The sequence below is a fragment of the Burkholderia sp. Ac-20345 genome (assembly GCF_017104825.1).
Classification (GTDB): domain Bacteria; phylum Pseudomonadota; class Gammaproteobacteria; order Burkholderiales; family Burkholderiaceae; genus Burkholderia; species Burkholderia lata_B.
The window spans coordinates 1-25,016 of record NZ_JAAGPO010000074.1; the positions used below are offsets into that span (position 1 = coordinate 1).

23 protein-coding genes and 1 tRNA gene are annotated in these 25,016 nt (G+C 66.2%); 14 read left to right on the top strand and 10 right to left on the bottom strand.

Features of this window, described 5'->3' with window-relative positions; all coding sequences use genetic code 11:
* The 3 genes from G3O06_RS24920 to G3O06_RS24930 form a co-directional block, all read left to right on the top strand.
* On the top strand, positions 1–774 hold a 774-nt coding region (locus tag G3O06_RS24920), incomplete at its 5' end, for a DNA-processing protein DprA (RefSeq protein WP_241020230.1).
* A 36-nt stretch (positions 775–810) separates the two neighbouring features.
* The gene (locus tag G3O06_RS24925) at positions 811–1,191 is read left to right on the top strand and encodes a thioredoxin family protein (RefSeq protein WP_174916655.1); all 381 of its coding nucleotides are present in this window, start codon (positions 811–813) and stop codon (positions 1,189–1,191) included.
* 193 nt (positions 1,192–1,384) lie between these two features.
* Positions 1,385–4,006 carry a DNA topoisomerase III gene (locus tag G3O06_RS24930; RefSeq protein WP_205817826.1) on the top strand — a complete coding sequence of 874 codons (2,622 nt, stop codon included), beginning with the start codon at positions 1,385–1,387 and terminating at the stop codon, positions 4,004–4,006.
* 127 nt (positions 4,007–4,133) lie between these two features.
* Here G3O06_RS24930 and G3O06_RS24935 read toward each other — a convergent pair whose 3' ends face one another.
* On the bottom strand, positions 4,134–5,183 hold the full coding sequence (locus tag G3O06_RS24935; RefSeq protein ID WP_174973910.1) for a LysR family transcriptional regulator: 1,050 nt from the start codon (positions 5,181–5,183) through the stop codon (positions 4,134–4,136).
* Positions 5,184–5,609: 426 nt separating this feature from the next.
* Between G3O06_RS24935 and G3O06_RS24940 the strand changes: the two genes are divergently transcribed.
* Entirely contained in the window at positions 5,610–6,623 is a 1,014-nt protein-coding gene (locus G3O06_RS24940) for a D-2-hydroxyacid dehydrogenase family protein (RefSeq protein ID WP_174916658.1), read from the top strand.
* A gap of 49 nt (positions 6,624–6,672) precedes the next feature.
* On the opposite strand, the gene G3O06_RS24945 is transcribed toward G3O06_RS24940, so the two are convergent.
* Both G3O06_RS24945 and G3O06_RS24950 read right to left on the bottom strand, forming a co-directional pair.
* Positions 6,673–7,539, bottom strand: coding sequence for a patatin-like phospholipase family protein (locus G3O06_RS24945; RefSeq protein WP_205817827.1), 867 nt, complete (start codon positions 7,537–7,539; stop codon positions 6,673–6,675).
* Between the two features lie 8 nt (positions 7,540–7,547).
* Positions 7,548–7,952 carry a PaaI family thioesterase gene (locus G3O06_RS24950; protein WP_166962361.1) on the bottom strand — a complete coding sequence of 135 codons (405 nt, stop codon included), beginning with the start codon at positions 7,950–7,952 and terminating at the stop codon, positions 7,548–7,550.
* 191 nt (positions 7,953–8,143) lie between these two features.
* On the opposite strand from G3O06_RS24950, the gene G3O06_RS24955 reads away from it, so the two are divergent.
* Positions 8,144–8,219 (top strand) — tRNA-Lys (locus G3O06_RS24955).
* A 187-nt stretch (positions 8,220–8,406) separates the two neighbouring features.
* Positions 8,407–9,453: a DUF3592 domain-containing protein gene (locus G3O06_RS24960; protein WP_205817828.1), complete on the top strand. Its 1,047-nt coding sequence runs from the start codon at positions 8,407–8,409 to the stop codon at positions 9,451–9,453.
* A gap of 54 nt (positions 9,454–9,507) precedes the next feature.
* Here G3O06_RS24960 and G3O06_RS24965 read toward each other — a convergent pair whose 3' ends face one another.
* A complete protein-coding gene (locus tag G3O06_RS24965) occupies positions 9,508–10,122 on the bottom strand; it encodes a CGNR zinc finger domain-containing protein (RefSeq protein ID WP_205817829.1) in 615 nt (204 codons plus the stop codon).
* A gap of 81 nt (positions 10,123–10,203) precedes the next feature.
* Here G3O06_RS24965 and G3O06_RS24970 point away from each other — a divergent pair, with 81 nt between their 5' ends.
* Complete coding sequence (locus tag G3O06_RS24970; RefSeq protein WP_205817830.1) at positions 10,204–11,019, top strand: alpha/beta fold hydrolase; 816 nt, start codon at positions 10,204–10,206, stop codon at positions 11,017–11,019.
* A 37-nt stretch (positions 11,020–11,056) separates the two neighbouring features.
* On the opposite strand, the gene G3O06_RS24975 is transcribed toward G3O06_RS24970, so the two are convergent.
* From G3O06_RS24975 to G3O06_RS24985, 3 genes are read right to left on the bottom strand one after another with little or no spacing between them, the layout of a single operon-like run.
* Positions 11,057–11,815: an amino acid ABC transporter ATP-binding protein gene (locus G3O06_RS24975; RefSeq protein ID WP_205817831.1), complete on the bottom strand. Its 759-nt coding sequence runs from the start codon at positions 11,813–11,815 to the stop codon at positions 11,057–11,059.
* Entirely contained in the window at positions 11,812–12,492 is a 681-nt protein-coding gene (locus G3O06_RS24980) for an amino acid ABC transporter permease (RefSeq protein ID WP_174973903.1), read from the bottom strand. The genes G3O06_RS24975 and G3O06_RS24980 overlap by 4 nt, the downstream gene beginning before the upstream one ends.
* Before the next feature lie 14 nt (positions 12,493–12,506).
* Positions 12,507–13,289 carry an amino acid ABC transporter substrate-binding protein gene (locus tag G3O06_RS24985; RefSeq protein WP_174985609.1) on the bottom strand — a complete coding sequence of 261 codons (783 nt, stop codon included), beginning with the start codon at positions 13,287–13,289 and terminating at the stop codon, positions 12,507–12,509.
* A 326-nt stretch (positions 13,290–13,615) separates the two neighbouring features.
* Between G3O06_RS24985 and G3O06_RS24990 the strand changes: the two genes are divergently transcribed.
* Positions 13,616–13,888: a hypothetical protein gene (locus tag G3O06_RS24990; RefSeq protein WP_205817832.1), complete on the top strand. Its 273-nt coding sequence runs from the start codon at positions 13,616–13,618 to the stop codon at positions 13,886–13,888.
* 89 nt (positions 13,889–13,977) lie between these two features.
* On the opposite strand, the gene phnY is transcribed toward G3O06_RS24990, so the two are convergent.
* Both phnY and phnA read right to left on the bottom strand, forming a co-directional pair.
* The gene (gene phnY, locus G3O06_RS24995) at positions 13,978–15,432 is read right to left on the bottom strand and encodes a phosphonoacetaldehyde dehydrogenase (RefSeq protein WP_205817833.1); all 1,455 of its coding nucleotides are present in this window, start codon (positions 15,430–15,432) and stop codon (positions 13,978–13,980) included.
* Positions 15,433–15,461: 29 nt separating this feature from the next.
* Positions 15,462–16,700, bottom strand: a complete 1,239-nt coding sequence (phnA, locus tag G3O06_RS25000; protein WP_205817834.1) for a phosphonoacetate hydrolase — start codon at positions 16,698–16,700, stop codon at positions 15,462–15,464.
* Positions 16,701–16,908: 208 nt separating this feature from the next.
* On the opposite strand from phnA, the gene G3O06_RS25005 reads away from it, so the two are divergent.
* The 6 genes from G3O06_RS25005 (at position 16,909) to G3O06_RS25030 (ending at position 24,167) form a co-directional block, all read left to right on the top strand.
* On the top strand, positions 16,909–17,964 hold the full coding sequence (locus G3O06_RS25005) for a putative 2-aminoethylphosphonate ABC transporter substrate-binding protein (protein ID WP_174973899.1): 1,056 nt from the start codon (positions 16,909–16,911) through the stop codon (positions 17,962–17,964).
* Positions 17,965–18,062: 98 nt separating this feature from the next.
* The gene (locus G3O06_RS25010) at positions 18,063–19,154 is read left to right on the top strand and encodes a putative 2-aminoethylphosphonate ABC transporter ATP-binding protein (RefSeq protein ID WP_205817835.1); all 1,092 of its coding nucleotides are present in this window, start codon (positions 18,063–18,065) and stop codon (positions 19,152–19,154) included.
* Positions 19,151–20,878, top strand: coding sequence for a putative 2-aminoethylphosphonate ABC transporter permease subunit (locus G3O06_RS25015; RefSeq protein WP_174973895.1), 1,728 nt, complete (start codon positions 19,151–19,153; stop codon positions 20,876–20,878). Before G3O06_RS25010 ends, G3O06_RS25015 begins: the two co-directional genes overlap by 4 nt.
* 48 nt (positions 20,879–20,926) lie before the next feature.
* Complete coding sequence (locus G3O06_RS25020) at positions 20,927–22,057, top strand: 2-aminoethylphosphonate--pyruvate transaminase (RefSeq protein WP_174973893.1); 1,131 nt, start codon at positions 20,927–20,929, stop codon at positions 22,055–22,057.
* A gap of 110 nt (positions 22,058–22,167) precedes the next feature.
* Positions 22,168–23,556, top strand: coding sequence for an FAD-dependent oxidoreductase (locus G3O06_RS25025; RefSeq protein ID WP_205817836.1), 1,389 nt, complete (start codon positions 22,168–22,170; stop codon positions 23,554–23,556).
* Between the two features lie 197 nt (positions 23,557–23,753).
* A complete protein-coding gene (locus G3O06_RS25030) occupies positions 23,754–24,167 on the top strand; it encodes a hypothetical protein (RefSeq protein WP_205817837.1) in 414 nt (137 codons plus the stop codon).
* A gap of 76 nt (positions 24,168–24,243) precedes the next feature.
* On the opposite strand, the gene G3O06_RS25035 is transcribed toward G3O06_RS25030, so the two are convergent.
* A complete protein-coding gene (locus G3O06_RS25035) occupies positions 24,244–24,969 on the bottom strand; it encodes a phosphonate utilization associated transcriptional regulator (protein ID WP_205817838.1) in 726 nt (241 codons plus the stop codon).
* Between the last annotated feature and the right edge of the window lie 47 nt (positions 24,970–25,016).

The window sequence follows — 25,016 nt, forward strand, 5'->3', positions numbered from 1 at the left end:
GCCCATCGTGGCCGTCAGCGCACGGAAACCGAACGTCGCGCTGTCCTGCACCATCAGCGTCACCTCGGCCTCCCGCGCCAGCGGGCTCATCCGGCTGTCGGTGATCGCAATCAGCCGCGCGCCGCGCACTTCCCGCAACGCAACCGCCTGATCGCCGCGCTCGCGATCGGCGCGCTCGTCGTCGAAGCCGCCCCGCGCTCCGGCTCGCTGATCACCGCGCGGCTCGCGAACGAACTGGGGCGCGATGTCTTCGCGATGCCGGGCTCGATCCACGCACCGCTCGCGCAGGGCTGCCACGCCCTGATCCGCGACGGCGCGAAGCTGACGGCGGCGCCGCTCGACGTGCTCGAGGAATACGGGCTGGGCGAATCGAAAACCGGCGTGGCGGGCGCTGCGGCGTGCTCCGGGCATCCGGGCGCGGACACCGGCGATATTCGCGAAACCGAAGCCGCCATTCAAAGCGCTGCCGCCCGCGCCGCACAAACTGACACCGCCGCTCCAGCCACCGCACCAGCCCGGGACGAAGTCCCGTCGCCAGCACCACCGCTGCCCGGTACCCCATCCGAACAGGCCGTGCTTGCCGCATTGGGATACGGCCCCGTCACCTACGAATGGCTCGCCGAGCACAGCGGCCTGTCCGACGACGTGCTGCACCGCGCGCTGCTTGCGCTGGAACTGTCCGGCCGCGTCGCCAGCCTCCCCGGCGGACGCTTCGCGCGGCTTGACGCAGCGCGCACCCCGCCCGTGCACGGCGTGCTACATTCCCCCGCATAGGGGCGGCCAGGCCGCCAACGATACCCAAGGAAACCCATGCCCGCGCTGAATCTCGACACCGATGCGGATCGGATCGCCGAGCGCCTCGCCGACCCCGGCACGTTGCTCGTCGCCTGCCTGTGCGCCGAGTGGTGCGGCACGTGCCGCGACTACCGGACGGCCTTCGACCAGCTCGCCGACGCGCATCCGGAAGCCTGCTTCGCCTGGATCGACATCGAAACGCATGCCGACCAGCTCGACGATCTCGACGTCGAGAATTTCCCGACGATCCTGATCGAAGATACCCACACGGCCCGCTTCTTCGGCACGGTGCTGCCGCATGCGGCGATCGTCGAGCGGATGCTGTCCGACCTGAGCGCGGTACCCGGTGCGCCGCACGCACCGAAATTGCGCAACGTCCTGGCCGTCGAAGCCTGAATTCGCGAGCCGGCCCGGTGGTTTTGCGCGCGTTTGTGCGCCGCGCCGCGCCGGGCGCTTGCCGCCGTTGCGGCCCCCCTCTATGATGAGCCGCTTTTTGCACGCTGAGCCGCCATCGCTGCGGCGTGTGCTATAAAGCGGTCGTAAAAGGGACCCACAACCGGCGAACCCGGTCTACCAACACACACCTGTCATGTCCAAAGCACTGATCATTGCGGAAAAGCCTTCTGTCGCGAACGACATCGCACGCGCTTTGGGCGGCTTTACCAAGCATGACGAGTATTACGAAAGCGACGATTTCGTCCTTTCGTCCGCTGTCGGCCACCTGCTGGAAATCGCCGCCCCGGAAGAGTACGAGGTCAAGCGCGGGAAATGGAGCTTCGCGCATCTACCCGTCATCCCCCCGCATTTCGACCTGAACCCGATCGCAAAAAGCGAGTCGCGCCTCAAGGTGCTCACCAAGCTGTTGAAGCGCAAGGACGTCGACCGCCTGATCAACGCATGCGACGCGGGGCGCGAGGGCGAGCTGATTTTCCGCCTGATCGCGCAGCACGCGAAAGCGAAGCAGCCGGTCCAGCGCCTGTGGCTGCAGTCGATGACCCCGCAGGCGATCCGCGACGGCTTCGCGAACCTGCGCAGCGACGCGGACATGCTGCCGCTCGCCGACGCCGCACGCTGCCGCTCGGAAGCCGACTGGCTCGTCGGGATCAACGGCACCCGCGCGATGACCGCGTTCAACAGCAAGGGCGGCGGCTTCTTCCTGACGACAGTCGGCCGCGTTCAGACGCCAACGTTGTCGATCGTCGTCGAACGCGAAGAGAAAATCCGCCGCTTCATCCCGCGCGACTACTGGGAAGTGAAGGCCGAATTCGCGTGCGCGGGCGGCTTCTACGAAGGCAAGTGGTACGACCCGAAATTCAAGCGCGACGAATTCGATCCGGAAAGGCGCGACTCCCGCCTGTGGAGCCTGCCGGCCGCCGAAACGATCGTCGCCGCGTGCCGCGACCATGTAGGTACGGTCTCGGAAGAATCGAAGCCGTCGACGCAACTGTCGCCGCTGCTGTTCGACCTGACCAGCCTGCAGCGCGAAGCGAACAGCCGCTTCGGCTTCTCCGCGAAGAACACGCTCGGCCTCGCGCAGGCGCTGTATGAAAAGCACAAGGTGCTGACCTACCCGCGTACCGATGCGCGAGCGCTGCCGGAAGACTACCTGTCGACGGTCGAGTCCACGCTCGAGATGCTCAAGGAGAGCAACAACTACCTGCCGCACGCGAAGCAGGTGCTCGACAAGGGCTGGGTGAAGCCGAACAAGCGGATCTTCGACAACTCGAAGATCAGCGACCACTTTGCAATCATCCCGACGCTGCAGGCGCCGAAGTCGCTGTCCGAGCCGGAGCAGAAGCTGTACGACATGGTCGTGAAACGCTTCCTCGCCGTGTTCTTCCCGGCGGCCGAGTTCCGCGTCACGACGCGGATCACCGAAGTCGCCGGCCATCACTTCAAGACCGAAGGCAAGGTGCTCGTCGAGCCGGGCTGGCTGCAGGTGTACGGCCGCGACGCCGAAGGCGCGGATGCGAACCTGGTGCCGGTGCAGAAGGACGAGAAGGTGAAGACGGACGAAATCGCCGCCGTCGCGCTCGTCACGAAGCCGCCCGCACGCTACTCGGAAGCGACGCTGCTGTCAGCGATGGAAGGCGCGGGCAAGCTCGTCGAGGACGACGAACTGCGCGAGGCGATGGCCGCGAAGGGCCTCGGCACGCCGGCCACGCGCGCGGCGATCATCGAAGGCCTGCTCGGCGAGAAATACCTCGTGCGCGAAGGCCGCGAGCTGATCCCGACTGCGAAGGCATTCCAGCTGATGACGCTGCTGCGCGGGCTCGGCGTGAAGGAACTCACCGCACCCGAGCTCACCGGCGAATGGGAATACAAGCTGTCGCAGATGGAGCGCGGCAACCTCGGGCGCGAAGCGTTCATGCAGGAAATCGCCCGCATGACGCAGCAGATCGTCAAGCGCGCGAAGGAATACGATTCCGACACGATCCCCGGCGACTACGCGACGCTCGAGACGCCGTGCCCGAACTGCGGCGGCCAGGTGAAGGAAAACTACCGCCGCTTCGCGTGCACGAAGTGCGAGTTCTCGATCTCGAAGATCCCGGGCAGCCGGCAGTTCGAGATCCCGGAAGTCGAGGAACTGCTGCGCGAGAAGACGATCGGCCCGCTGTCCGGCTTCCGTAGCAAGATGGGCCGCCCGTTCTCGGCGATCCTCAAGCTGTCCTTCGACGACGAGACGAAGAACTACAAGCTCGAGTTCGATTTCGGCCAGGACACGGGTGGTGAGGAAGGCGAGGCGCCCGACTTCTCCGCGCAGGAGCCGGTCGGCGCATGCCCGAAGTGCAAGGGCCGCGTGTTCGAGCACGGGATGAGCTACGTGTGCGAGCACTCGGTGGCCAACCCGAAGACTTGTGACTTCCGCTCGGGCAAGGTGATCCTGCAGCAGGAAATCTCGCGCGAGCAGATGGGCAAGCTGCTGGCCGACGGCCGCACGGATCTGCTGCCGAACTTCAAGTCGTCGCGTACCGGCCGCAACTTCAAGGCGTTCCTCGTGAAGCAGCCGGACGGCAAGATCGGCTTCGAGTTCGAGAAGAAGGAGCCGAAGGCCGCCGCCGCGAAGAAGACGGCAAAATCGGCGACGAAGGATGCCGAAACCGTAACGGAAGGCGCCGAAGAGAAACCGGCACCGGCTCGCAAGACCGCCGCCAAGACCGCGACCAAGACGGCCGCTCGCAAAACGACGGCGCGCAAGACCGGCTCATAACGACCGGCCGCCGGGGCCTCCCCCGGCGCATCCGGCTCCGGCAGCCAGCCATAAAAAACGCGGATCGATTGCTCGATCCGCGTTTTTTCTTTGTGCCGGCGGCAACCGCCGCCCGGCCGTCGCTGCGTTACAGCGGCGACGGCGCCGCGACGCGCGTGCGTGGCGAACGCGGCAGGCGCGGCGACAGGTTCGGGTCGGCCGATTCCGGCTGCTCGGCACGCGTCTCGACGCCGATCGGCGCGAGCGCAGAACCCTGCGCGGCCCACTGCTCGCCCATCGTCGCGTCGGTCGAGTGGCTGAAATGCTCGACGAGGTGGTCGATGAACGTGCGCACCTTCGCAGGCAAATGGCGCCGGCTCGGGTAAGCGATGTTGATCTCGACCTGCGGCAGCCGGAAATCCGGCAGCAGCCGCACGAGCGCGCCACGCGCGATGTCGCCGCCGATCAGGTAGCTCGGCAGGATCGCGACCCCCATCCCGAGCAGCGCGAACTGGCGCAGCATCGCGGTATTGTTCGCGACGATCACGTTGGTCGGGCGCACGCGCACTTCGCCGTCCGGCCCCGTGAACACACGCTCGTCACCCCAGTACTCGGTCGGCAGGCTCAGGCTCGGGTGCTCGGCGAGATGCTCCGGATGGGTCGGCACGCCGTGCTTCTCCAGATAGCTCGGCGTCGCGCACACGGTCATGCAGCCGGTGGTCAGGCGCCGCGTGACGATGCTCGCGCTGCGCATCTGGCGCGTGACGACGATGCCGACGTCGAAGCCTTCCTCGACGAGATCGACCTGCCGGTCGACCAGCGTGAGATCCGGCACCACTTTCGGGAAATTCTCCGTGTACGACTGCAACACGGGTGCGAGGTTATGCAGGCCGAACACGACCGGCGCGACGATGCGCAGCGTGCCGACCGGCTCGTGATTGCGCGCGACGACCATCTGCTCGACATCCTCGAGCTCATCGAGGATCTGGCGAGCACGCTCCAGATAAACCTGGCCTGACTCAGTCAGGGAAAGGCTGCGCGTGGTGCGGTTCAGCAACCGCGTGCCGAGCCGGCCTTCCAGATCGGCGACGTGACGCGTCGCGACCGCGTTGGAGATATCCATTGCACTCGCGGCCCGCGCAAAACTGCCGAGATCTGCAACCTTGACGAACACACGCATCGACTGCAAATGATCCATAAACGACTCCTGCCGCTGTTACAACTTCAAAAAGATGAAGCAAATGCGTAATTCTCCTACGACAGCGGAAAAGATGCAGAGTTGCTCAACAAGGCCCCTGTTGACGATAAAAATAGTCAAAAATCCTCGCCCTCTGCGGATAGTTGATCCAATTATTCTGATTGGAGCAACAATTGGGTGAACCTCGTCGAGTAAGCGGCCGAATCAGGAAGGACGTATTTGATGCGACACAACAGCGCACCCTTCCGCCCGTCGCGCAAGCGGCGCCGGGTCAGGCTGCCGCCAATTGCGGCGGAGCGTAACAACCTGTTAAAAAGACACCATGCAGGCGGTCGACGTAGCATCATGTCGGCCCCGGCCGGGCGGGACGGGTGCGCGACGTGCGCCGCCGCCACCGCCGCTTTCAACGCGCGACACCCGCTCACCATGAAAATTGCCATCCTCGACGACTACCAGGACGCCGTCCGCAAGCTGAACTGCTTCGAGATGCTTGCCGACCACGACGTGAAGGTCTTCAACAATACGGTGCGCGGATTGGGACAGCTCGCCAGCCGCCTGGCGGAAGTCGAGGCGCTCGTGCTGATTCGCGAACGAACCCCGATTTCGTCGCAACTGCTCGCCAAGCTGCCGAACCTGCGCATGATCAGCCAGACCGGCCGTATTTCGAGCCACATCGATCTCGAAGCCTGTACCGACCGCGGTATCGCGGTGCTCGAAGGCACGGGCTCGCCGGTGGCCCCGGCCGAGCTGACCTGGGCGCTCGTGATGGCCGCCCAGCGCCGCATTCCGCAGTACGTCGCGAACCTGAAACAGGGCGCCTGGCAGCAGTCGGGCCTGAAGACGTCGGCGATGCCGCCGAACTTCGGCCTCGGCCAGGTGCTGCGCGGCCAGACGCTCGGCATCTGGGGCTACGGCAAGATCGGCCGGCTCGTCGCCGGCTACGGCAAGGCGTTCGGGATGAACGTGCTGATCTGGGGCCGCGAGCATTCGCTCGAAGCCGCGCGCGCCGACGGCTATACGGCCGCCGAAAGCCGCGAAGCGCTGTTCGAGCAGAGCGACGTGCTGTCGCTGCACCTGCGCATGCATGACGACACGCGCGGGATCGTGAAGCAGGAAGACCTGATGCGGATGAAGCCGACGTCGCTGCTCGTCAACACGAGCCGCGCCGAACTGCTCGAGGAAAACGCACTGGTCAACGCGCTGTCGCACAACCGTCCGGGGATGGTCGCGATCGACGTGTTCGAGAGCGAGCCGATCCTGCAGGGCTACAGCCTGCTGCGGATGGAAAACGTGATCTGCACGCCGCACATCGGCTATGTCGAGCGCGAAAGCTACGAGCTCTACTTCAGCGCGGCATTCAAGAACATCCTGGCGTTCGACCAGGGCGACATGTCGAGCGTCGTCAACCCGGAAGCACTGACGCCGCGCCGCGTGCGCTGAGCGCCGCAGGCCGCGCCCGCCGCGCGGCCTCGCTTCCTGCTTCCCGTCTTCAGGCGGCCACGCGGCCGCGCGTCATCGCGCCGACGCGCGTGAGGAAATGCTCGCCGTCGCGCCGCCCGAGGTCGTACGCATGCCGCATCTGCGACGGGCTCGTGTAATCCCAACTCGAAATCGGCACCTTGCTCGACGGCTGGACGTACAACCGCCGCTGCTCGCCGTGCGCGACCGTGAACATCTGCGGGCGCGGGTACAGGCGTGTGACGAGCACCAGCACGTCGCCCGGCGTCGGGTCGAGCGCGTCGACCGGCACGTTGTCGACCATCCCGCCGTCGAGCACGGGCCGGCCACCGCGGCGCAGCACCGGCGTGAACGGCGGCGTACAGGACGACTGCAGGATCAGGTCGGCGAGTTCGTCGACGCGCGTGCAGGCCTGCGCGCGCACGAATTCCGGCCGAAAGCCGAGCGTGCGCCCGAGCGTCGGGTGCAGCGTCTTGCGCACGTACTTTTCGATGTTGTACGCGACGAGGCCGGCGGCGACTGCGCTGCGCGCGCCGAGCCAGCGCGGCACGTGCGACACGCCGATGCGGATCTCCGGCGCCGCGGCAAGCTTCGCGAACGGCTCGCCGTAGATGTCGAGCAGCGCCTGACGGTAAATCCGGTAATGCGGAAACACGGGCTCGCGCCCGAACAGGTTGCCCCAGTACGCGTTCTTCCGGTTGTGGCGCAGCGCCTCTTCGTAATAGCGCATCACCCACGCGGCGTCGCGCGTATACAGCATGCACGCGGTCGCCGCGCCGGCCGAGATGCCGGTGATCACGCGCGGGCGCAGGCCGAGCGCCGGCTGGGCGACGTCCCAGAAGCCGGCCTGCCACCAGCAGCGATTGCCGCCGCCCGCAAAGACGATCTGGTCGAACATCGCGCCGCTCAGCTGACGAGCGCGTAGGTCGACGTCGCGTGAACGGCCATCTTGCCGTCCTCGTCGAACAGCTCGACTTCGCCGAAGACGAGATTGCGGCCCATTCGCAGCACGCGCGCAGTGACGAGCACGTCGCCCTTGCGCACGGGCCGCATGAAGTTCGTGTTCAACGACACGGTCGTCATCGGCCGGAATTCGCCGAGCGCGGCCGAGATCGCGACCACCATCGCGGTGTCGGCAGCGGCCGTGAACACCTGGCCGCAGATCACACCGCCCGAATGGCGGAATTCGCCGGAAAACGGCAGGCGCAGCGTGACGCTGTCGTCGCCGATCGACACGGGGGCCAGACCGAGCGAGCGGACCCAGGGGGCCAGCAGGCGATCCAGCAATTCGCGGACTGCGTTTTCGTCCATCTTCGAAAGCCCAGAAAGCGTTGCGCGACCGCCGCGCAACACGTGTGGCGTCATCATACCGGGAGCACGCAAACTGCGATCGCTCGTTATCGGGCCGACAGCTACCGTAGTGGTGACGAAATATTTTCAGGATATTTGCAGAAAGGGCTTGCAAGGTCTGAAATACCCGGGCATAATCTTTCTTCTGTTGGGGGGCGTTAGCTCAGTTGGTAGAGCAGCGGACTCTTAATCCGTAGGTCGAGTGTTCGAGTCACTCACGCCCCACCAGGAATTCCGAAGCCCGGTTAGCGAAAGCTAACCGGGCTTTTTCCTTTTCCGCCTCCGCACTCACCGCGCGCACCCTGTCGCAGTACGCCACCACACGCCCGTTCCGCATCGTTTCCGCTAGAATCGTCCGACAAATATCACACGACCGGCGCAAGCACTGCCGTTTGCCCGCCGGCACTGAGAGAACATGGGACGTCAGACATGGAAGCATGTAACCGAGACGCGACCATTCAGAGAGCCAGGTTGCGCCGATATCGGCGAGTCAGTCGGGACACGCCGCTCCTCCGATCACACCGGCATCCGCAGTGCGACGCACGAACTGGATCCGGTCATGCCCGGTAAGGACGCGCTCGTCGTCATGGCACTCGGCGTCGTGCTGCTCGTGCTGGCCGGCATGCTTGCCGTCACGGCCGGCCAGGCGACCGGCCAGTTGGTCCGTACGCCGGGCACGGTCGTGCGCATCGTGCAGGATAGCGACGCGATGCGCGCGTACCGGCCGATCGTCGCGTACCTCGCGAACGACGGCCAGCGCCGCGAAGTCGCCGGCAATACCGCATCGACCGTCCCCGCCTACGACATCGGCGAGAACGTCGACGTATGGCTCGACCCCAGCCACCCCGAACGCCCCGCACTGATCGACGATTTCACGCAACGCTGGTTTCCGGTGGCCGTGTCGGTGCTGCTCGCCGTCGCATCGTTCGCGATCGGGGGCCTCCTGATCGTCGGCGGGCACCGTCGCCGGGCCTCCGAGCCGCCAACCCGCGCCGCCCGCAAGCAAGCACGGAGCCGCTGGAATATCGCGATCGTGCTGATTCCGATCGCGATCGGCACGGGCTTCATCGCCGGCGCCGGCGCAGCCGGCCTGCGTCAGTGGCAGATCGTCCACCACTATGCGCGTTCGACCGGCCATGTCGTCGAGATCGCGACAAACGCACGCTCGGCCCGCGCGCGCACGTCGCTGTATTCGGCGATCGTCGCGTTCACGACCGACAGCGGACGCCAGATCACGTTCGCCCAGGGCTCGGCGTCATCGCATCCAAGCCTGCACGAAGGCGAAGCGGTCAACGTGCTGTACGACCCCGTCACACCCGAGCGCGCGATCGTCGACCGCTTCTGGGATCGCTGGGGCCTCACGGCCATCCTGTTCGCGATCGGCGCGCCGTTCCTCGCGGCCGGGCTGTTCATCGGCGCTACGCTGTGGCCGGAACACCCGCCGCACGAAGCCGCTCCATGACGTTCGCGCGCCGGCCACGCACGGCGCGGCACGACGACCGTCACGGCGCGCGCGTCACCGCTCCCTGAACGCCTCCACCTTCGCGCGGTTCCCGCACGTGCGCATGTCGCACCAGCGGCGCCCGACGCCGCGGCCGCGATCGACGAAGAACCACGTGCACCGGCCGCACTGCCGCACCCGCGCGAAATCGTCGCTGCGCAGCAGTTTCTCGAAGCCGAGCGCTGCCGCATCGACCCAGCGTGTCGCGACGCGTGCGTCGGGCCGCCACGCGAACCGGCCGTCGACCGCCTCGAACGTGCTGCGCCCGATCGCCTCGCGAATCGCGACGGCGAGCCGGTCCGCCGCGCGCGCGCCGGCCGTGCCACCGCTTTCGATCGTCAGGTGCGCGATCGCGGTGTAAGCGTCCTCGCGAAAGCGATGGAGCGCCGCCAGCGCATCCGCATCGTCCTGCCGCGCCTGACGCAGAAGCCGCGCCAGATCGGCCGGTGCCAGCAGCCACGCTCGTTCCGCCCACGCATGCACGGCCGGCCAGTCGACGAGCTTGTCCGCGTCGCGCGTCTTGCCCGTGTCGGCCACCGTGTTGAGGAAGTCGAGCGCCGGATGGCCGCCGACGAAATCGGCTGCACCCCATGCGTGTGCGGGTCGCGCGGGCTCGTATCGAGTAACCATTTATTTTCACCTATAGGTTTCACACCCGGACAATCCGGCGTAACCTGTTAACAACCAAAACAGGTTATCACGGAGATGCCGATGCTCGAACTCGCCAACCGCTTCATTTTCGAAGGCCACCGGATTGCCTGGGGAACGCTCGGCGAAGGCCCGCCGCTCGTGCTCGTGCACGGCACGCCGTTTTCGTCGCAGGTGTGGCGCCGGATCGCACCGTGGCTCGCGCGCCGTCATCGCTTGTTCTTCTACGACCTGCTCGGCTACGGTCAATCCGACATGCCGGACGCCGACGTGTCGCTCGGTCGCCAGAACGTGCTGTTCGGCGCACTGCTCGATGAGTGGAACATTTCGCGCCCGCGCGTGCTCGCGCACGACTACGGCGGCGCAACCGTGCTGCGCGCGCACTTCCTCGACGGCGTCGCCTATGCGGATCTCACGCTCGTGAATCCGGTCGCGATCGCGCCGCAGGGTTCGCCGTTCGTGCGCCACGTCGCGCAGCACGAAGCCGCATTCACCGGACTGCCCGCGTATGCGCATCACGCGCTCGTGTCAGCCTATCTCGGCAATGCGGTCGCCCGGCCGCTGAGCGACGACGCGCTGTCGATCTACCGCGCGCCGTGGCTCACACCCGCCGGTCAGGCCGCGTTCTATCGCCAGATCGCGCAGATGCGCCAGCGCTACATCGAGGAAGCCGAGGCCCGTTACACGCCGCCGGATTTTCCGGTGCGCATCGTATGGGGCGAGGACGACGCGTGGATTCCGCTCGAACAGGGGCAGGCGCTGGCCGATCGCATCGCGAACGGCAAGCTGATCAGGGTGCCGCGCGCGGGCCACCTGGTGCAGGAAGATGCGCCGGAAGCGATCGTCGCGGCGGTGCTCGACGGGCTACGGCAAGATTGACGCCCGCTGTGCCGTAAGTCGCTCGTCGCGTGCCGCGTCAAAACACCGGCACGCCCTGCGCGAGTGTCGAGATGAACTTCGCGGTGCGCGGATCGCGCGGGTCGCCGAACAGGTCGCGCGACGCCCCGGCCTCGACGACGCGGCCCTCCGCGAGAAACACCGCGTCGTGCGCGATCGACGCGGCCAGGCGCAGGTCGTGCGTCGCCATCAGCATCGTCGTGCCTTCGCGCGCGAGCTGGCGCAGCACCTCGACCACTTCGACGGACAGCTCCGGATCGAGCGCCGACGTCGGCTCGTCGCACAACAGCACCTGCGGCGACGGCGCGAGCGCACGTGCAATCGCGACACGTTGCTGCTGGCCGCCCGACAACGTACCGGGCCACGCATCGGCCTTGTCCGCGATGCCGACCTTCTCGAGCAGCGCGAGCGCACGTTCGCGGGCCCGCTCGCGCGGCCAGCGCTGCACGGTGACGAGCCCTTCCATCACATTCTGCACGACGCTCAGGTGCGGAAACAGCTGGAAGTTCTGGAACACCATGCCGGTCTGGCGGCGCACCGCGAACACGGCGTCGCGCGCCGGCCGGTGCGCCGGCGAGAAGTCGATGCGTGCGTCGCCGACCGTCAGCGCGCCCGTCTCGGGCACTTCGAGCAGGTTCACGCAACGCAGCAGCGTGCTCTTGCCGCTGCCGGACGGTCCGATCAGCGCCGTCACGCTGCCGGGCTGCAACGCGAGGTCGATCCCGTGCAGCACACGATGCGCGCCGAACGACTTGTCGATGCGTTCGAGCCGGATCATCGCAACTCCGCCTGGAACAGCGCGTGACGGCCGAAGCGGATTTCGAGGCGACGCTGCAGCGTGGACAGCACCGAGCTGAGCAGCAGATAGATCAGCGCGGCTTCCGTATAGAGAATCATCGGCTCGTAGGTCACGGCCGCGATCCGCTGCGCGGCCTGGAAGATCTCCGGCACGGTCAGCACGGCCGCGAGCGACGTGTCCTTCACGAGCGAAATGAACGAATTCGACAGCGCCGGCAGTGCAACGCGCGCGGCCTGCGGCAGGATCGCGCGGCGCAGCGCCTGCGGACGCGTCATCGCCATCGAGTACGCGGCCTCCCACTGCCCCTTCGGAATCGATTCGATCACGCCGCGGATCACCTCGGCATTGTACGCGCCGACGTTCAGCGAGAAGCCGATCACCGCGGCCGTCAGCGGATCGAGCACGATGCCGACGCTCGGCAGGCCGTAGAAGATCACGAACAACTGCACGAGCAGCGGCGAACCGCGAAACAGCCAGATGTAGAAACGCACGACGGCCTGCGCCCAGCGCGGCCCGAACAGCCTCGTGAGCGCCGCGCCGAATGCGAGCAGCAGGCCGATCGCGAACGACGCGAGCGTGAGCGGAACCGTGAACACGAGCCCCGCAACCAGCAGGGGCCGCAGCGATTCCGCCATCAGATGAAGCCAGGCCGGCACCGTTCAGCCTCGCGTCACGGCTGCGACACGTCGCGGCCGAAATACTTGTGCGAGATCTTCGCGTAGGTGCCGTCGGCCTTGATGTCCGCGAGCGCCTTGTCGATCGCGGCCACCAGCGCAGGGCTGCCCTTGCGCAGCAGCACGCCCGATGCGTCGCTCGCGCCACCCGTGTCGGTCGCCGCGATCTTCAGTTTCGCGTCCGGCTTGTGCTTGCGGAAATCGAGGTACGACAGCGAATCGTTGATCGTCGCGTCGACGCGCCCCGAGCTCAGCAGGTCGATCGATTCGTTGAAGCCCTGCACGGGCACCACGTCCGCGCCGTGCGCGGCCGCGAGCTTGCCGAAATTGCTGGTCAGCGTGTTCGCGGATTTCTTGCCCTTGAGGTCGTCGAACGAGCGGATCGTCGTGTTGTCCGCGCGCACGATCAGCACCGCGCGCGACGTGATGTACGGCGTCGAGAAATCGTATTTCGCCTTGCGCGCATCGGTGATCGACACTTCGTTGACGACCGCGTCGTAGCGGTTCACGTCGAGGCCCGCGATCAACCCGTCCCACTTGCCTTCGACGAACTGCGGCTTCACGCCGAGGCGTTGCGCGATCGCGGTCGCGATGTCGACGTCGAAACCCGTCAGCTTGCCGGTTTCGTCGTGGTACGTGAACGGCGCGTACGTGCCTTCGGTACCGACCCGGAACACGCCGGACGACTTGATCTGCGACAGGTCGTCGGCAGCCAGTGCGCTCGTGACCGAAACGGCCTGCAGCATGGCAACGACCAGGATGGAGCGAAGGAATTTCATGGTGCGGACCCCGAATGATTGGAGGGAATGATCCCGCGGCACGCGCGTGCCGTTCGAGAGGTCCGCGAATTCTACCGACGCGTCGAGGTCCCGCAAAAACGCAAATCGGCTATCGATATGAGCGCGTCGAATAACGCGCCGGCCAGCCACGCGCATCCCGCAGATGAAATCCGTCGCGATGCGGCACGGTGATCGTCCGACGATTCGTTACCGGCGGTTACAGAAGCGACATCGCGGTATCACCCATTCGGCATGCGCTACTTACCATGAAGACAGGTGAACCTATTGCTCGCGGGCCTTACGCCCACGAACGGAGTGAACGGCAAATGAAACGCATCCTGTTGTCCAGTGCTCTCGGCATCGCGGCCGCCTGCCTGTCGGCAAGCGCGTTCGCGCGTGCCGACATCGGCGTGTACTTCGGCGTACCGGGGCCGGTGATCGAGGCACCGCCGCCTGTCTACTACACGCCGCCGCCCGTCGTGTACGAGCCGGCGCCCGTCTATTACGGCCCGTACTACGGCGAATATCGCTATCGCCGCTACCGGCACGACAACGGCTGGCATCGCGGCTGGCGACATCACCGCGACGACGACGATTAACCGTCGCCTGGCGCCCGTCGCAGCCGCATCCCGCCGGGGGACATTCCGCGCGCCGGCCTTCGAGCCGGCGCGTCCGCATTACACATCGCTTACCACGGCAGCGAATACGTCTTCGTATTCGTGAAGCTCTTCATCGCTTCCTGCACGCCCTCCTTGTACCCGAGCCCCGAATCCTTCACGCCGCCGAACGGTGTCAGTTCGAGCCGGTAGCCCGGCACTTCGCGCACGTTCACGCTACCGACTTCCAGCTCGGTGATGAAGCGCGTGATGTTGTCGAAGCGGTTCGTGCAGACCGACGACGACAGCGCATAGTCGGTGCTGTTCGACATCCGGATCGCTTCATCGATGTCGCGGAAGCGCATGATCGGCGACACGGGGCCGAAGGTTTCGTACTTCACGAGCGGCATGTCGGGCGTCACGCGATCGATCACCGTCGGCGAATACAGCGCGCCGTTGCGGACGTTACCGACCAGCAACCGCGCACCGCGTGCGATCGCATCGTTTACCTGTTGCTCGCAGAACTTCGCGGCCGCCTCGTCGATCACCGTACCCATGTCCACCGACGGATCCGACGGATTGCCGTACGACCATGCGCGCGTCTTCTCGACCACCAGCTCCGTGAAGCGATCGGCCACCGACTCGTGCACGAGCATCCGCTTGATCGCGGTGCAGCGCTGCCCCGAGTTCTTGTATGAACCCGACACCGCGAGCGTGCTCGCTTCGTCGAGATCGGCGTCTTCCATCACGATGATCGGATCGTTGCCGCCGAGTTCGAGCACCGCACGCCGGTAACCCATCCGCGACGCGATCGACTTGCCGATCGACACGCCGCCGGTGAACGTGATGAGGTCGATCGCCGGGTTCGTGATCAGCTCGTCGGCAATTTCCCTTGGATCGCCGGTAATCACTTGCAGCATCTGCGGCGGCAGGCCGGCTTCGTACAGGATGTCCGCGAACAGGTAGCACGACAGCGGCACCTTCTCCGACGGCTTCACGACGATCCGGTTGTTGGTCGCGACCGACGGCACGATCTTGTGCGCGACCTGGTTCATCGGGTGGTTGAACGGCGTGATCGCCGAGATCACGCCGAGCAGCGGATCGCGCTGCGTGTACACGCGGCGCTTCTTGCCGTGCGGTGTCAGGTCGCACGAGAAAATCTGCCCGTCGTCCTTCAGCACTTCACCGGCGCCGAACGTCAGCACGTCGGCGACGCGGCCCGCTTCGTACGTCGAATCCTTGATGCACAAGCCGGCCTCGGCCGTGATCAGCGCTGCGATCTCGGCGGTGCGCGAGCGCACGATGTCGGCCGCGCGGCGCAGGATCGCCGCGCGATCGTGACGCGTGAGCGTCGGCCGGTAGGCACGTGCGGCCGCGAACGCGCGCCGCACGTCGTCCAGCGTCGCCTTCGGCACGGTGCCGACCAGCGAGCCGTCGTACGGGTTGCGCACTTCGATTACCGCGTCCCGGTGAATCCGTTCGCCGTCGATTCGCAGTGCTTCGCGACGAATCTCGCGGACGTCCGTCGATGCTGCAATGGCGTTCATGAGTGTGTCCCCTTGCGGATGCGTGCGCATCACTGCAGATGGTTGAGCGCGATGTCGATGATGTCGAAGTTGCGCAGCCGCGCGCGGCCCGTGACGTCGCTGGCGACCGGCTTGCTGAAGATCAGCGGCACGATCTGCTCGGAGATCCCGCCGTGCGAGCGCAGCGGCACGTCGAGGCCCGACAGGTCGTGCTTGATGCGGCGCGTGCCGAGCACGACGTCCTGCTTCGAGATCACGATCAGGTCGCCCATTCGCGCCGGCGGCAGCTCGAAGCGCGCGCAACCCTCGGCGCCCGTCAGCACGACCTCGATGCCGTCGACCGCGGCGAGCCGCGCGCGCAGCGCCTCGGCATCGGCCGTCGCCGGCACGTAGACGGTCGCGAACGAGCCGAGCGCGCCGTGGTGCACCACGTACGGATCGGTGATCGGCAGGATCACGCGCGCCGCATCGTCGCCGAGCCACTCGTCGAACAGCTCCTGCAGGTAGATCACGTTCGGCTCGCCGGTTTCATCGTCGTGCTTCGCGTTCATCCCGTGGTCGGCCGTGATCGCGACGATCGCACCGAGCTCGTCGAGACGCTGCAGGTACTTGTCCATCATCGCGTAGAACGCGTTCGCGCCTTCCGTACCGGGCGCGCACTTGTGCTGCACGTAGTCGGTCGTCGACAGGTACATCAGGTCGATCGGGCGCGTCTCGAGCAGGCGCACGCCGGCCGCGAACACGAATTCCGACAGGTCCGCGCTGTACACGCTCGGCACCGGCTTGCCGACCAGCTCGAGCACGTTGTCGATGCCGTTTTCCTCGACGCTCGCCTCGTCGGCCTTTTCCGACGAGAAGCAGATGCCCTTCAGCCCCTTGCCGAGCAGGCGGCGCAGCTTGTCCTTCGCGGTGACGACCGCGACCTTCGCGCCTTGCTCCGCGAAGGTCGCGAGCACCGTGGGCGCAACCAGGTACTTCGGATCGTTCATCAGCACCTCGGCGCCGGTGTCGCGATCGTAGAAGTAGTTGCCGCTTATCCCATGCACCGCCGGCGGCACGCCTGTCACGATCGACAGGTTGTTGGGGTTCGTGAAGCTCGGCACCACGCACTCGCCCTTGAGCGCCGTGCCCGGCTTCAGCAGCGTGCGCATGAACGGCGCGACGCCGGCCTCGGCCGCTTCTTCCAGATATTCGTATGCGCAGCCATCGACGCAGACGACCACCACGGGCCGGCTCATCCAGTTGTAGCGGCGGCCGTTCACTTCCACGGATACAGGCGTTTCAATCATGACGTTCATTCCTTTCAGGTCGAAGGGTAGAGCCGTCGGCGCCCGCGTCGCGCCGAAGGGAGGTGTTTTCCATGCTTGACATTAAAATTGATGATTTGTAGATTGTCAACAACATGCAGAGAACAGAAAGCAAAACAACGTAGCAGCAAGAGGGCTGGTCTCCACTCATCCGCCGCGTGCCGCGGCGCCACAGTCAAGGGGTCTGAAGATGAACGAAGTGCCGGTAAACAAGCGTTTGAACGCATGGGCGGCGGGCGCGGCCCGCTTCGCACTGGCCGCGGCGGTCGCGCTCGGCGCGGTGCAGGCGGCGCACGCGAAGACGTCGCTGCTCGTCTATACCGCGCTGGAAGACGAGGCGATGAAGCCCTACAAGGACGCGTTCGAGAAAGCGAACCCCGATATCGAGATCCGCTGGGTGCGCGACTCGACCGGCTCGGTCACCGCGAAGTTGCTCGCGGAGAAGAACAACCCGCGCGCGGACGTCGTGCTCGGCCTCGCCGCATCGAGCCTCACGCTGCTCGACCTGCAGGGCATGCTGATGCCGTACACACCGAAGGACTTCGACCAGCTCACGCGCAAATACAGCGACGCGAACACGCCGCCGCACTGGGTCGGCATGGACGTGTGGGGCGCGACGATCTGCTACAACCGCGTCGCCGCGCAGGCGAAGGGCATTCCGAAGCCGACGTCGTGGGAAGACCTGACGAAGCCCGTCTATAAAGGCGCGATCGTGATGCCGAGCCCGGTTTCGTCCGGCACCGGCTACCTCGACGTGACCGCGTGGCTGCAGACCTTCGGCGACGACCGCGGCTGGAAGTTCATGGACGCACTCGACAAGAACGTCGCGCAATACGTGCACTCGGGCTCGAAGCCCTGCACGCTCGCCGGCACCGGCGAATTCCCGATCGGCATCTCGTTCGAGTTCCGCGGCCACGAACTGCAGTCGCAGGGCGCGCCGATCGATCTCGTGTTCCCGAAGGAAGGGCTTGGCTGGGACATGGAAGGCACGGCGATCATGAAAACGACGAAGCAGCCCGATGCCGCGAAGAAGCTGGCCGACTTCATGGCGAGCAAGGACGCGAACCAGATCACCGCGCGCTGGTGGGCGATCGTCGCGTATCCGGGCGTCGCACGGAAGCTGGCGGGCATCCCCGACAACTACTCGGACCTGCTCGTGAAGAACGACTTCGTATGGTCGGCGAAGAACCGCCAGACGATCCTCGATACGTGGCAGAAGCGCTACGGCGCGAAAGCGCAGCAGTAACGCGGCGACCGGCAGCGGGGCCGCGCCGCGCGCCGCCCCGCGTCACCCTTTCCATCGTCGAATCCGGCCCCCCGGGCCGCCCCAGCATGGAGGCGCGCATGGCACCTTATCTGAGCGTAGAACGCATCGAGAAGCGGTACAACGACACGCAGGTCCTGACCGACATCAACCTGAGCGTGATGAAGGGCGAAATGATCTGCTTCCTGGGGCCGTCCGGCTGCGGGAAGACCACGCTGCTGCGGATCATCGCGGGGCTCGAGACGCAGAACGCCGGCCACATCATGCAGGACGGCCGCGACATCTCGCGGCTGCCGCCGCAACTGCGCGACTACGGGATCGTGTTCCAGTCGTACGCGCTGTTCCCGAACCTCACCGTGTACGACAACGTCGCGTACGGGCTCGTGAACCGCAAGATGAAGCGTGACGCGATCCACGAGCGCGTGCACACGCTGCTCGCGCTGGTCGGCCTGCCCGACAGCCATCGCAAGCATCCCGGCCAGCTGTCCGGCGGCCAGCAGCAGCGCATCGCGCTGGCGCGCGCGCTCGCCACGTCCCCCGGCCTGCTGCTGCTCGACGAGCCGCTGTCGGCACTCGACGCACGTGTGCGCGTGCGGCTGCGCCAGGAGATCCGCGCACTGCAGCAGCGGCTCGGCGTGACGACGATCATGGTCACGCACGACCAGGAAGAAGCGCTGTCGATGGCCGACCGCATCGTCGTGATGAATCACGGCGTGATCGAGCAGATCGGCACGCCGCTCGAAATCTACCGGCAGCCCGCGTCGCCGTTCGTCGCGGACTTCATCGGCCGCGTCAACACGATCCCCGCCGAAGTCGCGCCCGACGGCACGCTGCGCGCGGGCGCGGTCGGGCTCGACTGCCGCCATGGCACCGCACGCCCCGCGCAAGGCACGGCGGTGTCGGTCTACGTGCGGCCGGAAGACCTGCGCATCCGCGTACCGGGCGAGACGGCCGACAACGTGCTGGCCGGCCGCGTCGAGAAGCTCGAATTCCTCGGTGCGTTCTGCCGCGTGAGCTTCCGGATCGACGGGCTCGACGGCCAGGAAATCGTCGCCGACCTGTCGTATCACGACGTCGACCGCACCGGCGTGCAGGCCGGCGCGCGCATCGACCTCGCGCTCGATCGTGAGCATGTCCGCGTGTTCCCGAGCGCGAAGGAGCGACTGCAATGAGCACCGTCCTGACCGAGCGCCGCCGCGGCGCTTCCGCCCCCGCCGACGTGCGGCAGATCACGCACTGGCACGACCGCATCGCGCAGCTCGCGCTGCTGGCGATGGCCGCGCTGATGTCGCTGTTCCTGCTGCTGCCGCTCGCGCTCGTCGTGCAGAAATGCTTCGTCGATGCGGACGGGCGATTCGTCGGCGCGCACAACTTCGTCGAGTATCTCGAGGACAGCGGCGTGCTGCGCTCGATGCTGCATTCGCTGACGGTGGGCGCACTCGTCACGTCGATCGTCGTGCCGATGGCGTTCACGTTCGCTTATGCGCTGACCCGCTCGTGCATGCCGCTGAAGAACGCGGCGCGCACGATCGCGCTGCTGCCACTGCTCGCGCCGACGCTGTTGTCCGCGGTGTCGTTCATCTACTGGTTCGGCAACGCGGGGCTGCTGAAGCCGCTGCTGCACGGCCATTCGATCTACGGGCTGCCGGGCATCGTGCTGAGCATGGTGTACGCATCGTTCCCGCACGTGCTGATGATCCTCGTCACCGCGCTGTCGCTTGCCGACGGCCGGCTCTACGAGGCCGCCGACGCGATGGGCACGCGCCGCATCCGCAAGTTCTTCACGATCACGCTGCCCGGCGCGAAGTACGGGCTGATCAGCGCGACGATGGTGGCGTTCACGATGTGCATCAACGACTTCGGCGTGCCGGTCGTGATCGGCGGCTCGTACAACGTGCTGTCGACTGACATCTACAAGCTGATCATCGGCCTGCAGGATTTCAACCGCAGCGCGGTCGTGAGCCTGATGCTGCTGTGCCCGGCACTCGTTGCATTCGGCGTCGACTTCTTCATCCGCCGCCGCCAGCAGTCGCAGCTCGGCGCGCGCTCGACGCCGTACCAGCCGAAGCCTTCGCGCGGCTTCGACGCCGCGATGCTCGCGTACTGCGGAATCGTGTGCGCGTTCTTCATCGCGGTGGTCGGCATCTCGGTGTTCGCGTCGTTCGTGAAGTTCTGGCCGTACCAGATGAGCCTCGGGCTGCAGCACTACAAGATGGGGCTGATCGGCGCCGGCATCTTCGACGCGTACAAGAACAGCCTGCGGATGGCCGCGACGGTGGCGCTCGGCGGCACGATCGTCGTGTTCGGCGGGGCGTACCTGATCGAGAAGACGCGCGGCGCGCGCTGGCTGCGCGGCTTCATCGCCCTGTGCGCGATCCTGCCGATGGGCGTGCCGGGGCTCGTGCTCGGCATCAGCTACATCTTCCTGTTCAACGCGCCCGGCAATCCGCTGAACGGGTTGTACGGCTCGCTGTGGCTGCTCGCGATCGTCACGGTGGTGCACTACTACGCATCGAGCCACCTGACCGCCGTCACCGCGCTCCGGCAGATCGACAGCGAATTCGAGGCCGTATCCGCATCGCTGAAGGTGCCGTTCTACAAGACCTTCCTGCGCGTGACCGTGCCCGTGTGCCTGCCCGCAATCCTGCTGATCGCGCGCTACCTGTTCGTCAACGGCATGACGACGGTCTCGGCCGTCGCGTTCCTCTACTCGCCCGACACGCAGCCCGCGTCGGTCGCGATCCTGAACCTCGACGACGCGGGCCAGATGGGCCCGGCCGCCGCGATGGCCACGCTCGTGCTCGCAACGTCGTCGTTCGCCTGCGTGCTGTTCGCGTGCATCTCGCATCGACTGTTGCGCCGCACGCAGGCCTGGCGCAACCCGCATCGCCGTTGATTCTTTGACCGTATTCACGTGACGTCCCGACTTCATCAAGGAGACACCATGACGCTCGCCGCCCAGCCCATCCTGCTCACCCCCGGCCCCCTGACGACCTCCGACACCACGCGCGACGCGATGCTGCGCGACTGGGGATCGTGGGACAGCGACTTCAACGCGATCACCGCGCGGCTGCGCGAACGCCTGCTGCAGATCGTGCACGGCGAAGGCACGCACGAATGCGTCCCGCTGCAAGGCAGCGGCACGTTCTCGGTCGAAGCGGCACTCGGCACGCTCGTGCCGCGCGACGGCCACGTGCTCGTGCCGAACAACGGCGCGTACTGCCAGCGCATCGCGAAGATCTGCCGCGTGCTCGGCCGCAAGCTGACGACGATCGACTACAGCGAGGATCGCCGCGTCGATCCGGCCGACGTCGAGCGTGCGCTCGCGGCCGATCCGACCATCACGCACGTCGCACTCGTGCACTGCGAAACGGGTGCCGGCGTGCTGAACCCGCTGCACGACATCGCGCAGGTCGTCGCCAAGCACGGCCGCGCGCTGATCGTCGACGCGATGAGCTCGTTCGGCGCGATCGACATCGACGCGCGCACGACGCCGTTCGACGCGGTGATCGCGGCCTCCGGCAAATGCCTCGAAGGCGTGCCGGGGCTCGGCTTCGTGATCGCGAAGCGCAGCGCGCTCGAGCGCTGCGAAGGCAACAGCCACTCGCTCGCGATGGACCTGTACGACCAGTGGGTCTACATGCAACGCACGACGCAATGGCGCTTCACGCCGCCGACGCACGTGGTCGCGGCGCTCGACGCGGCCGTCACGCAATACGTCGACGAAGGCGGGCTCGCCGCACGCGGCGGCCGCTACCAGCGCAACTATCGCGCGCTGATCGACGGGATGCTCGCGCTTGGCTTCCGGCCGTTCCTCGACCCGGCGATCCAGGCGCCGATCATCGTCACGTTCCATGCGCCGGACGATCCGAACTACGACTTCAAGCGGTTCTACCAGGAGGTCAAGCAGCGCGGCTACATCCTGTATCCGGGCAAGCTGACCGAGGTCGAGACGTTCCGGGTCGGCTGCATCGGCCACTTCGGCGAAGCCGGCATTCCGGGCGCAGTCGCCGCGATCGCCGACACGCTCCGCGCAATGGGCGTGCGCCGCGTGTCGGCCGAAGCGGCCGCCTGACGTGGTGCACTACGACGTGACGTGAGGTACCCCGCCGCATGCACGTTCGCATGCGGCGGCCCGTTTTTTCGGGCCGTGCACGGCACGCCCCCTTTTCGACGAACCCTGCCATGCGACCCTTCTGGATCGAACAAGCGCTGTTCAACGACGGCGATCTCGCCCCCGCGCTGCAAGGCGAGACGCGTGCCGACGTGTGCATCGTCGGCGGCGGCTTCACCGGGCTCTGGACGGCGATCCAGGCGAAGCAGCAAAACCCCGCGCTCGACATCGCGATCGTCGAGGCCGATCTGTGCGGCGCCGGTGCGAGCGGTCGCAACGGCGGCTGCCTGCTCACGTGGTCCGCGAAATTCCTGACGCTGCGGCGGCTGTTCGGCGAAGCCGAGGCGATCCGGCTCGTGAAGGCATCCGAAGCGGCCGTGCAGCACATCGCCGATTTCTGCCGCGCACACGACATCGATGCCGAGCTGCGGCTCGACGGCACGCTGTACACCGCGACGTCGCGTGCGCAGGTCGGCACGCTCGCGCCGGTACTCGACGCGCTCGCCGCGTGCGGCATCCACAGCTACGAGCCGCTGCCACCCGCCGAAGTCGCGCGCCGCTCGGGTTCCGCACGCAATCTCGACGGTGTCTACTCGCCGATCGCCGCGACCGTGCATCCCGGCAAGCTCGTGCGCGGGCTGCGCCGCGTCGCGCTCGCGATAGGCATCCGGATCTACGAACGCACGCCGCTGCTCGACTTCACGCCCGGCCAGCCGGCCGTCGTGCGCACACCGTCCGGCAGTGTGAGCGCAGGCAAGCTCGTGTTCGCGATCAACGCGTGGATGGCGAGCCGCTTCCCGCAGTTCGAGCGCACGATCGCGGTCGTGTCGAGCGACATGGTCATCACCGAGAAATGCCCGGAACTGCTCGCGAAAACCGGGCTCGTGGACGGTGTGTCGGTGCTCGATTCTCGGATCTTCGTCTATTACTACCGCACCACCGCTGACGGGCGGCTGATGCTCGGCAAGGGCGGCAACACGTTCTCATGGCGCAGCCGCATCGCGCCCGTGTTCGACCGACGCTCGCCGTACGAGGCGCAGCTCACGCAAAGCCTGCGCGAATTCTTTCCGTCGCTCGCGGGCGTGCCGGTCACGGCGAGCTGGAACGGGCCATCGGATCGCTCGGTCACCGGCTTCCCGTTCTTCGGCCGCCTCGACGACGCGCCGAACGTGTTCTACGGCTTTGGTTACTCGGGCAACGGCGTGGGGCCGACCTACATGGGCGGGCAGATCCTGTCGTCGCTGGTGCTCGGCCTCGACAACGCGTGGACGCGCAGCCCGATCGTGCGCGGCCCCCTCGGTCATTTCCCGCCGGAGCCGATCCGCTATGTCGGCGCGCACGTCGTACGCAATGCGATCCGCCGCAAGGAGCGCGCGGAGGACGAGAGCCGGCAGCCGGCAGTTGTCGACACGTGGCTCGCGAAGTTTGCGAGCGCGGCCGGGAAGGCCGACAAGGCGTGACCGTCGGGGCAATGCGATAGGGGGAAAAATGCGATCGGCACGCCAGGACTGCCGCGTCGTCGTTTTTTAGCTCACGCATCACGCGGATAACGAAAAAGGGAAGCCCCTCCGTAGAACACGTCAAATCACTGATGCAGTGTTTTTTTAATCAGACAGGTAATTGTTTAGATAACTGCACGCCAATAAGACACGTCTTGATGCGAACCGGATTGACGAGGCATGCGCTGTGCGGCATGCCTTTCTTTTTGTCATTTCAGCATCTTGATTTTACGACTCCAAACAAGATGTTAGGATTTCACGCGCTCAGAATTGATTGGAATCCGACGATACCCGAAGAAATGACGCGCTTTCTGCTATTGGCGATACTCACCGTGGTGATCGGTGCGTGCTCGAAACATCGAGATGAGAAATGGACGGCGCTTCAGGATATGCCTGCGTTCGCCGAACCGAACGACGATAGAACCGTGCCGATCTTCATGGTCAAAAAAGGCGAGGCCTGCGTTCCGCTAGCTGATCGTGTTGCCAAGATTTACGCCTATACACAAGTGCATTGCGAATCCGGTACGGGCTGGGTCCTGGACGATTTCTTCGATAAACACGGCGGCAAGTAATCGCCTGCCGGCAATCACCGTATTCAGCCCGGGCACCGTCGGTTTCGACCCGAACCGCGCCACGTATCGTGTCCGCTCACGCGCCGGCCTTTTCCCGCGCCGCCTTCCCCGCCGCCGGCAGCCCCTGCTCGTGCGTGCGGCGCATGCGCGCAAGACCGTGCGAGACGTGCTCGCGCACGAGCGCCACGGCCTGCTCCTCATCGCCGCCCGCAAGCGCCTGCACGATCTTGTCGTGCTCGGCCGCGGACACGGCGATCGCATCCTCCTCGGCCTCGATCGCGGCCTGGCGCAGCAGCCCGAGCTGGCGCACGAGCCGGCGGTAGGTATCGGTGAGGTGCGTATTGCCGACGCCGACGACCATCGCGTCGTGGAACTGCACGTTCAGCTCGGTATAGCGCGTGACGTCGTGCGTCTTCGCGGCGTCCTTCATCGACTGGATGATGCCCTTCAGCACCTTCAGCGTGTCGGGCGAGATGCGCTTTGCAAGCGCGCGCGCGACCGACTCATCTAGCATCGCACGCACTTCGTAGATCTCCTCCGCCTCACGCAGCGGCACGACTCGCACCGTTACGCCGCGGTTTTTCTCGTTGCGCAGCAGGCCGGCCTGTTCGAGCGCGCGGAACGCTTCGCGCACGGGGCCGCGCGACACGTTCAGCTTGGTCGCGATGTCGACTTCGTTGAGCTTCTCGCCGGGCGCGTATTCGCCTGAGACGATCGCGCGCTCGAGCATGTCCTGGACGATCATCGCGAGCGACTGGCTTTGCAGGAGTTCGATGGCGCTGAGCGCGTTCGGGGCAGTCATGGTCGGGCAGGCAGCGACGCTGCGGTAGAAAACGAGGGCGCCATATC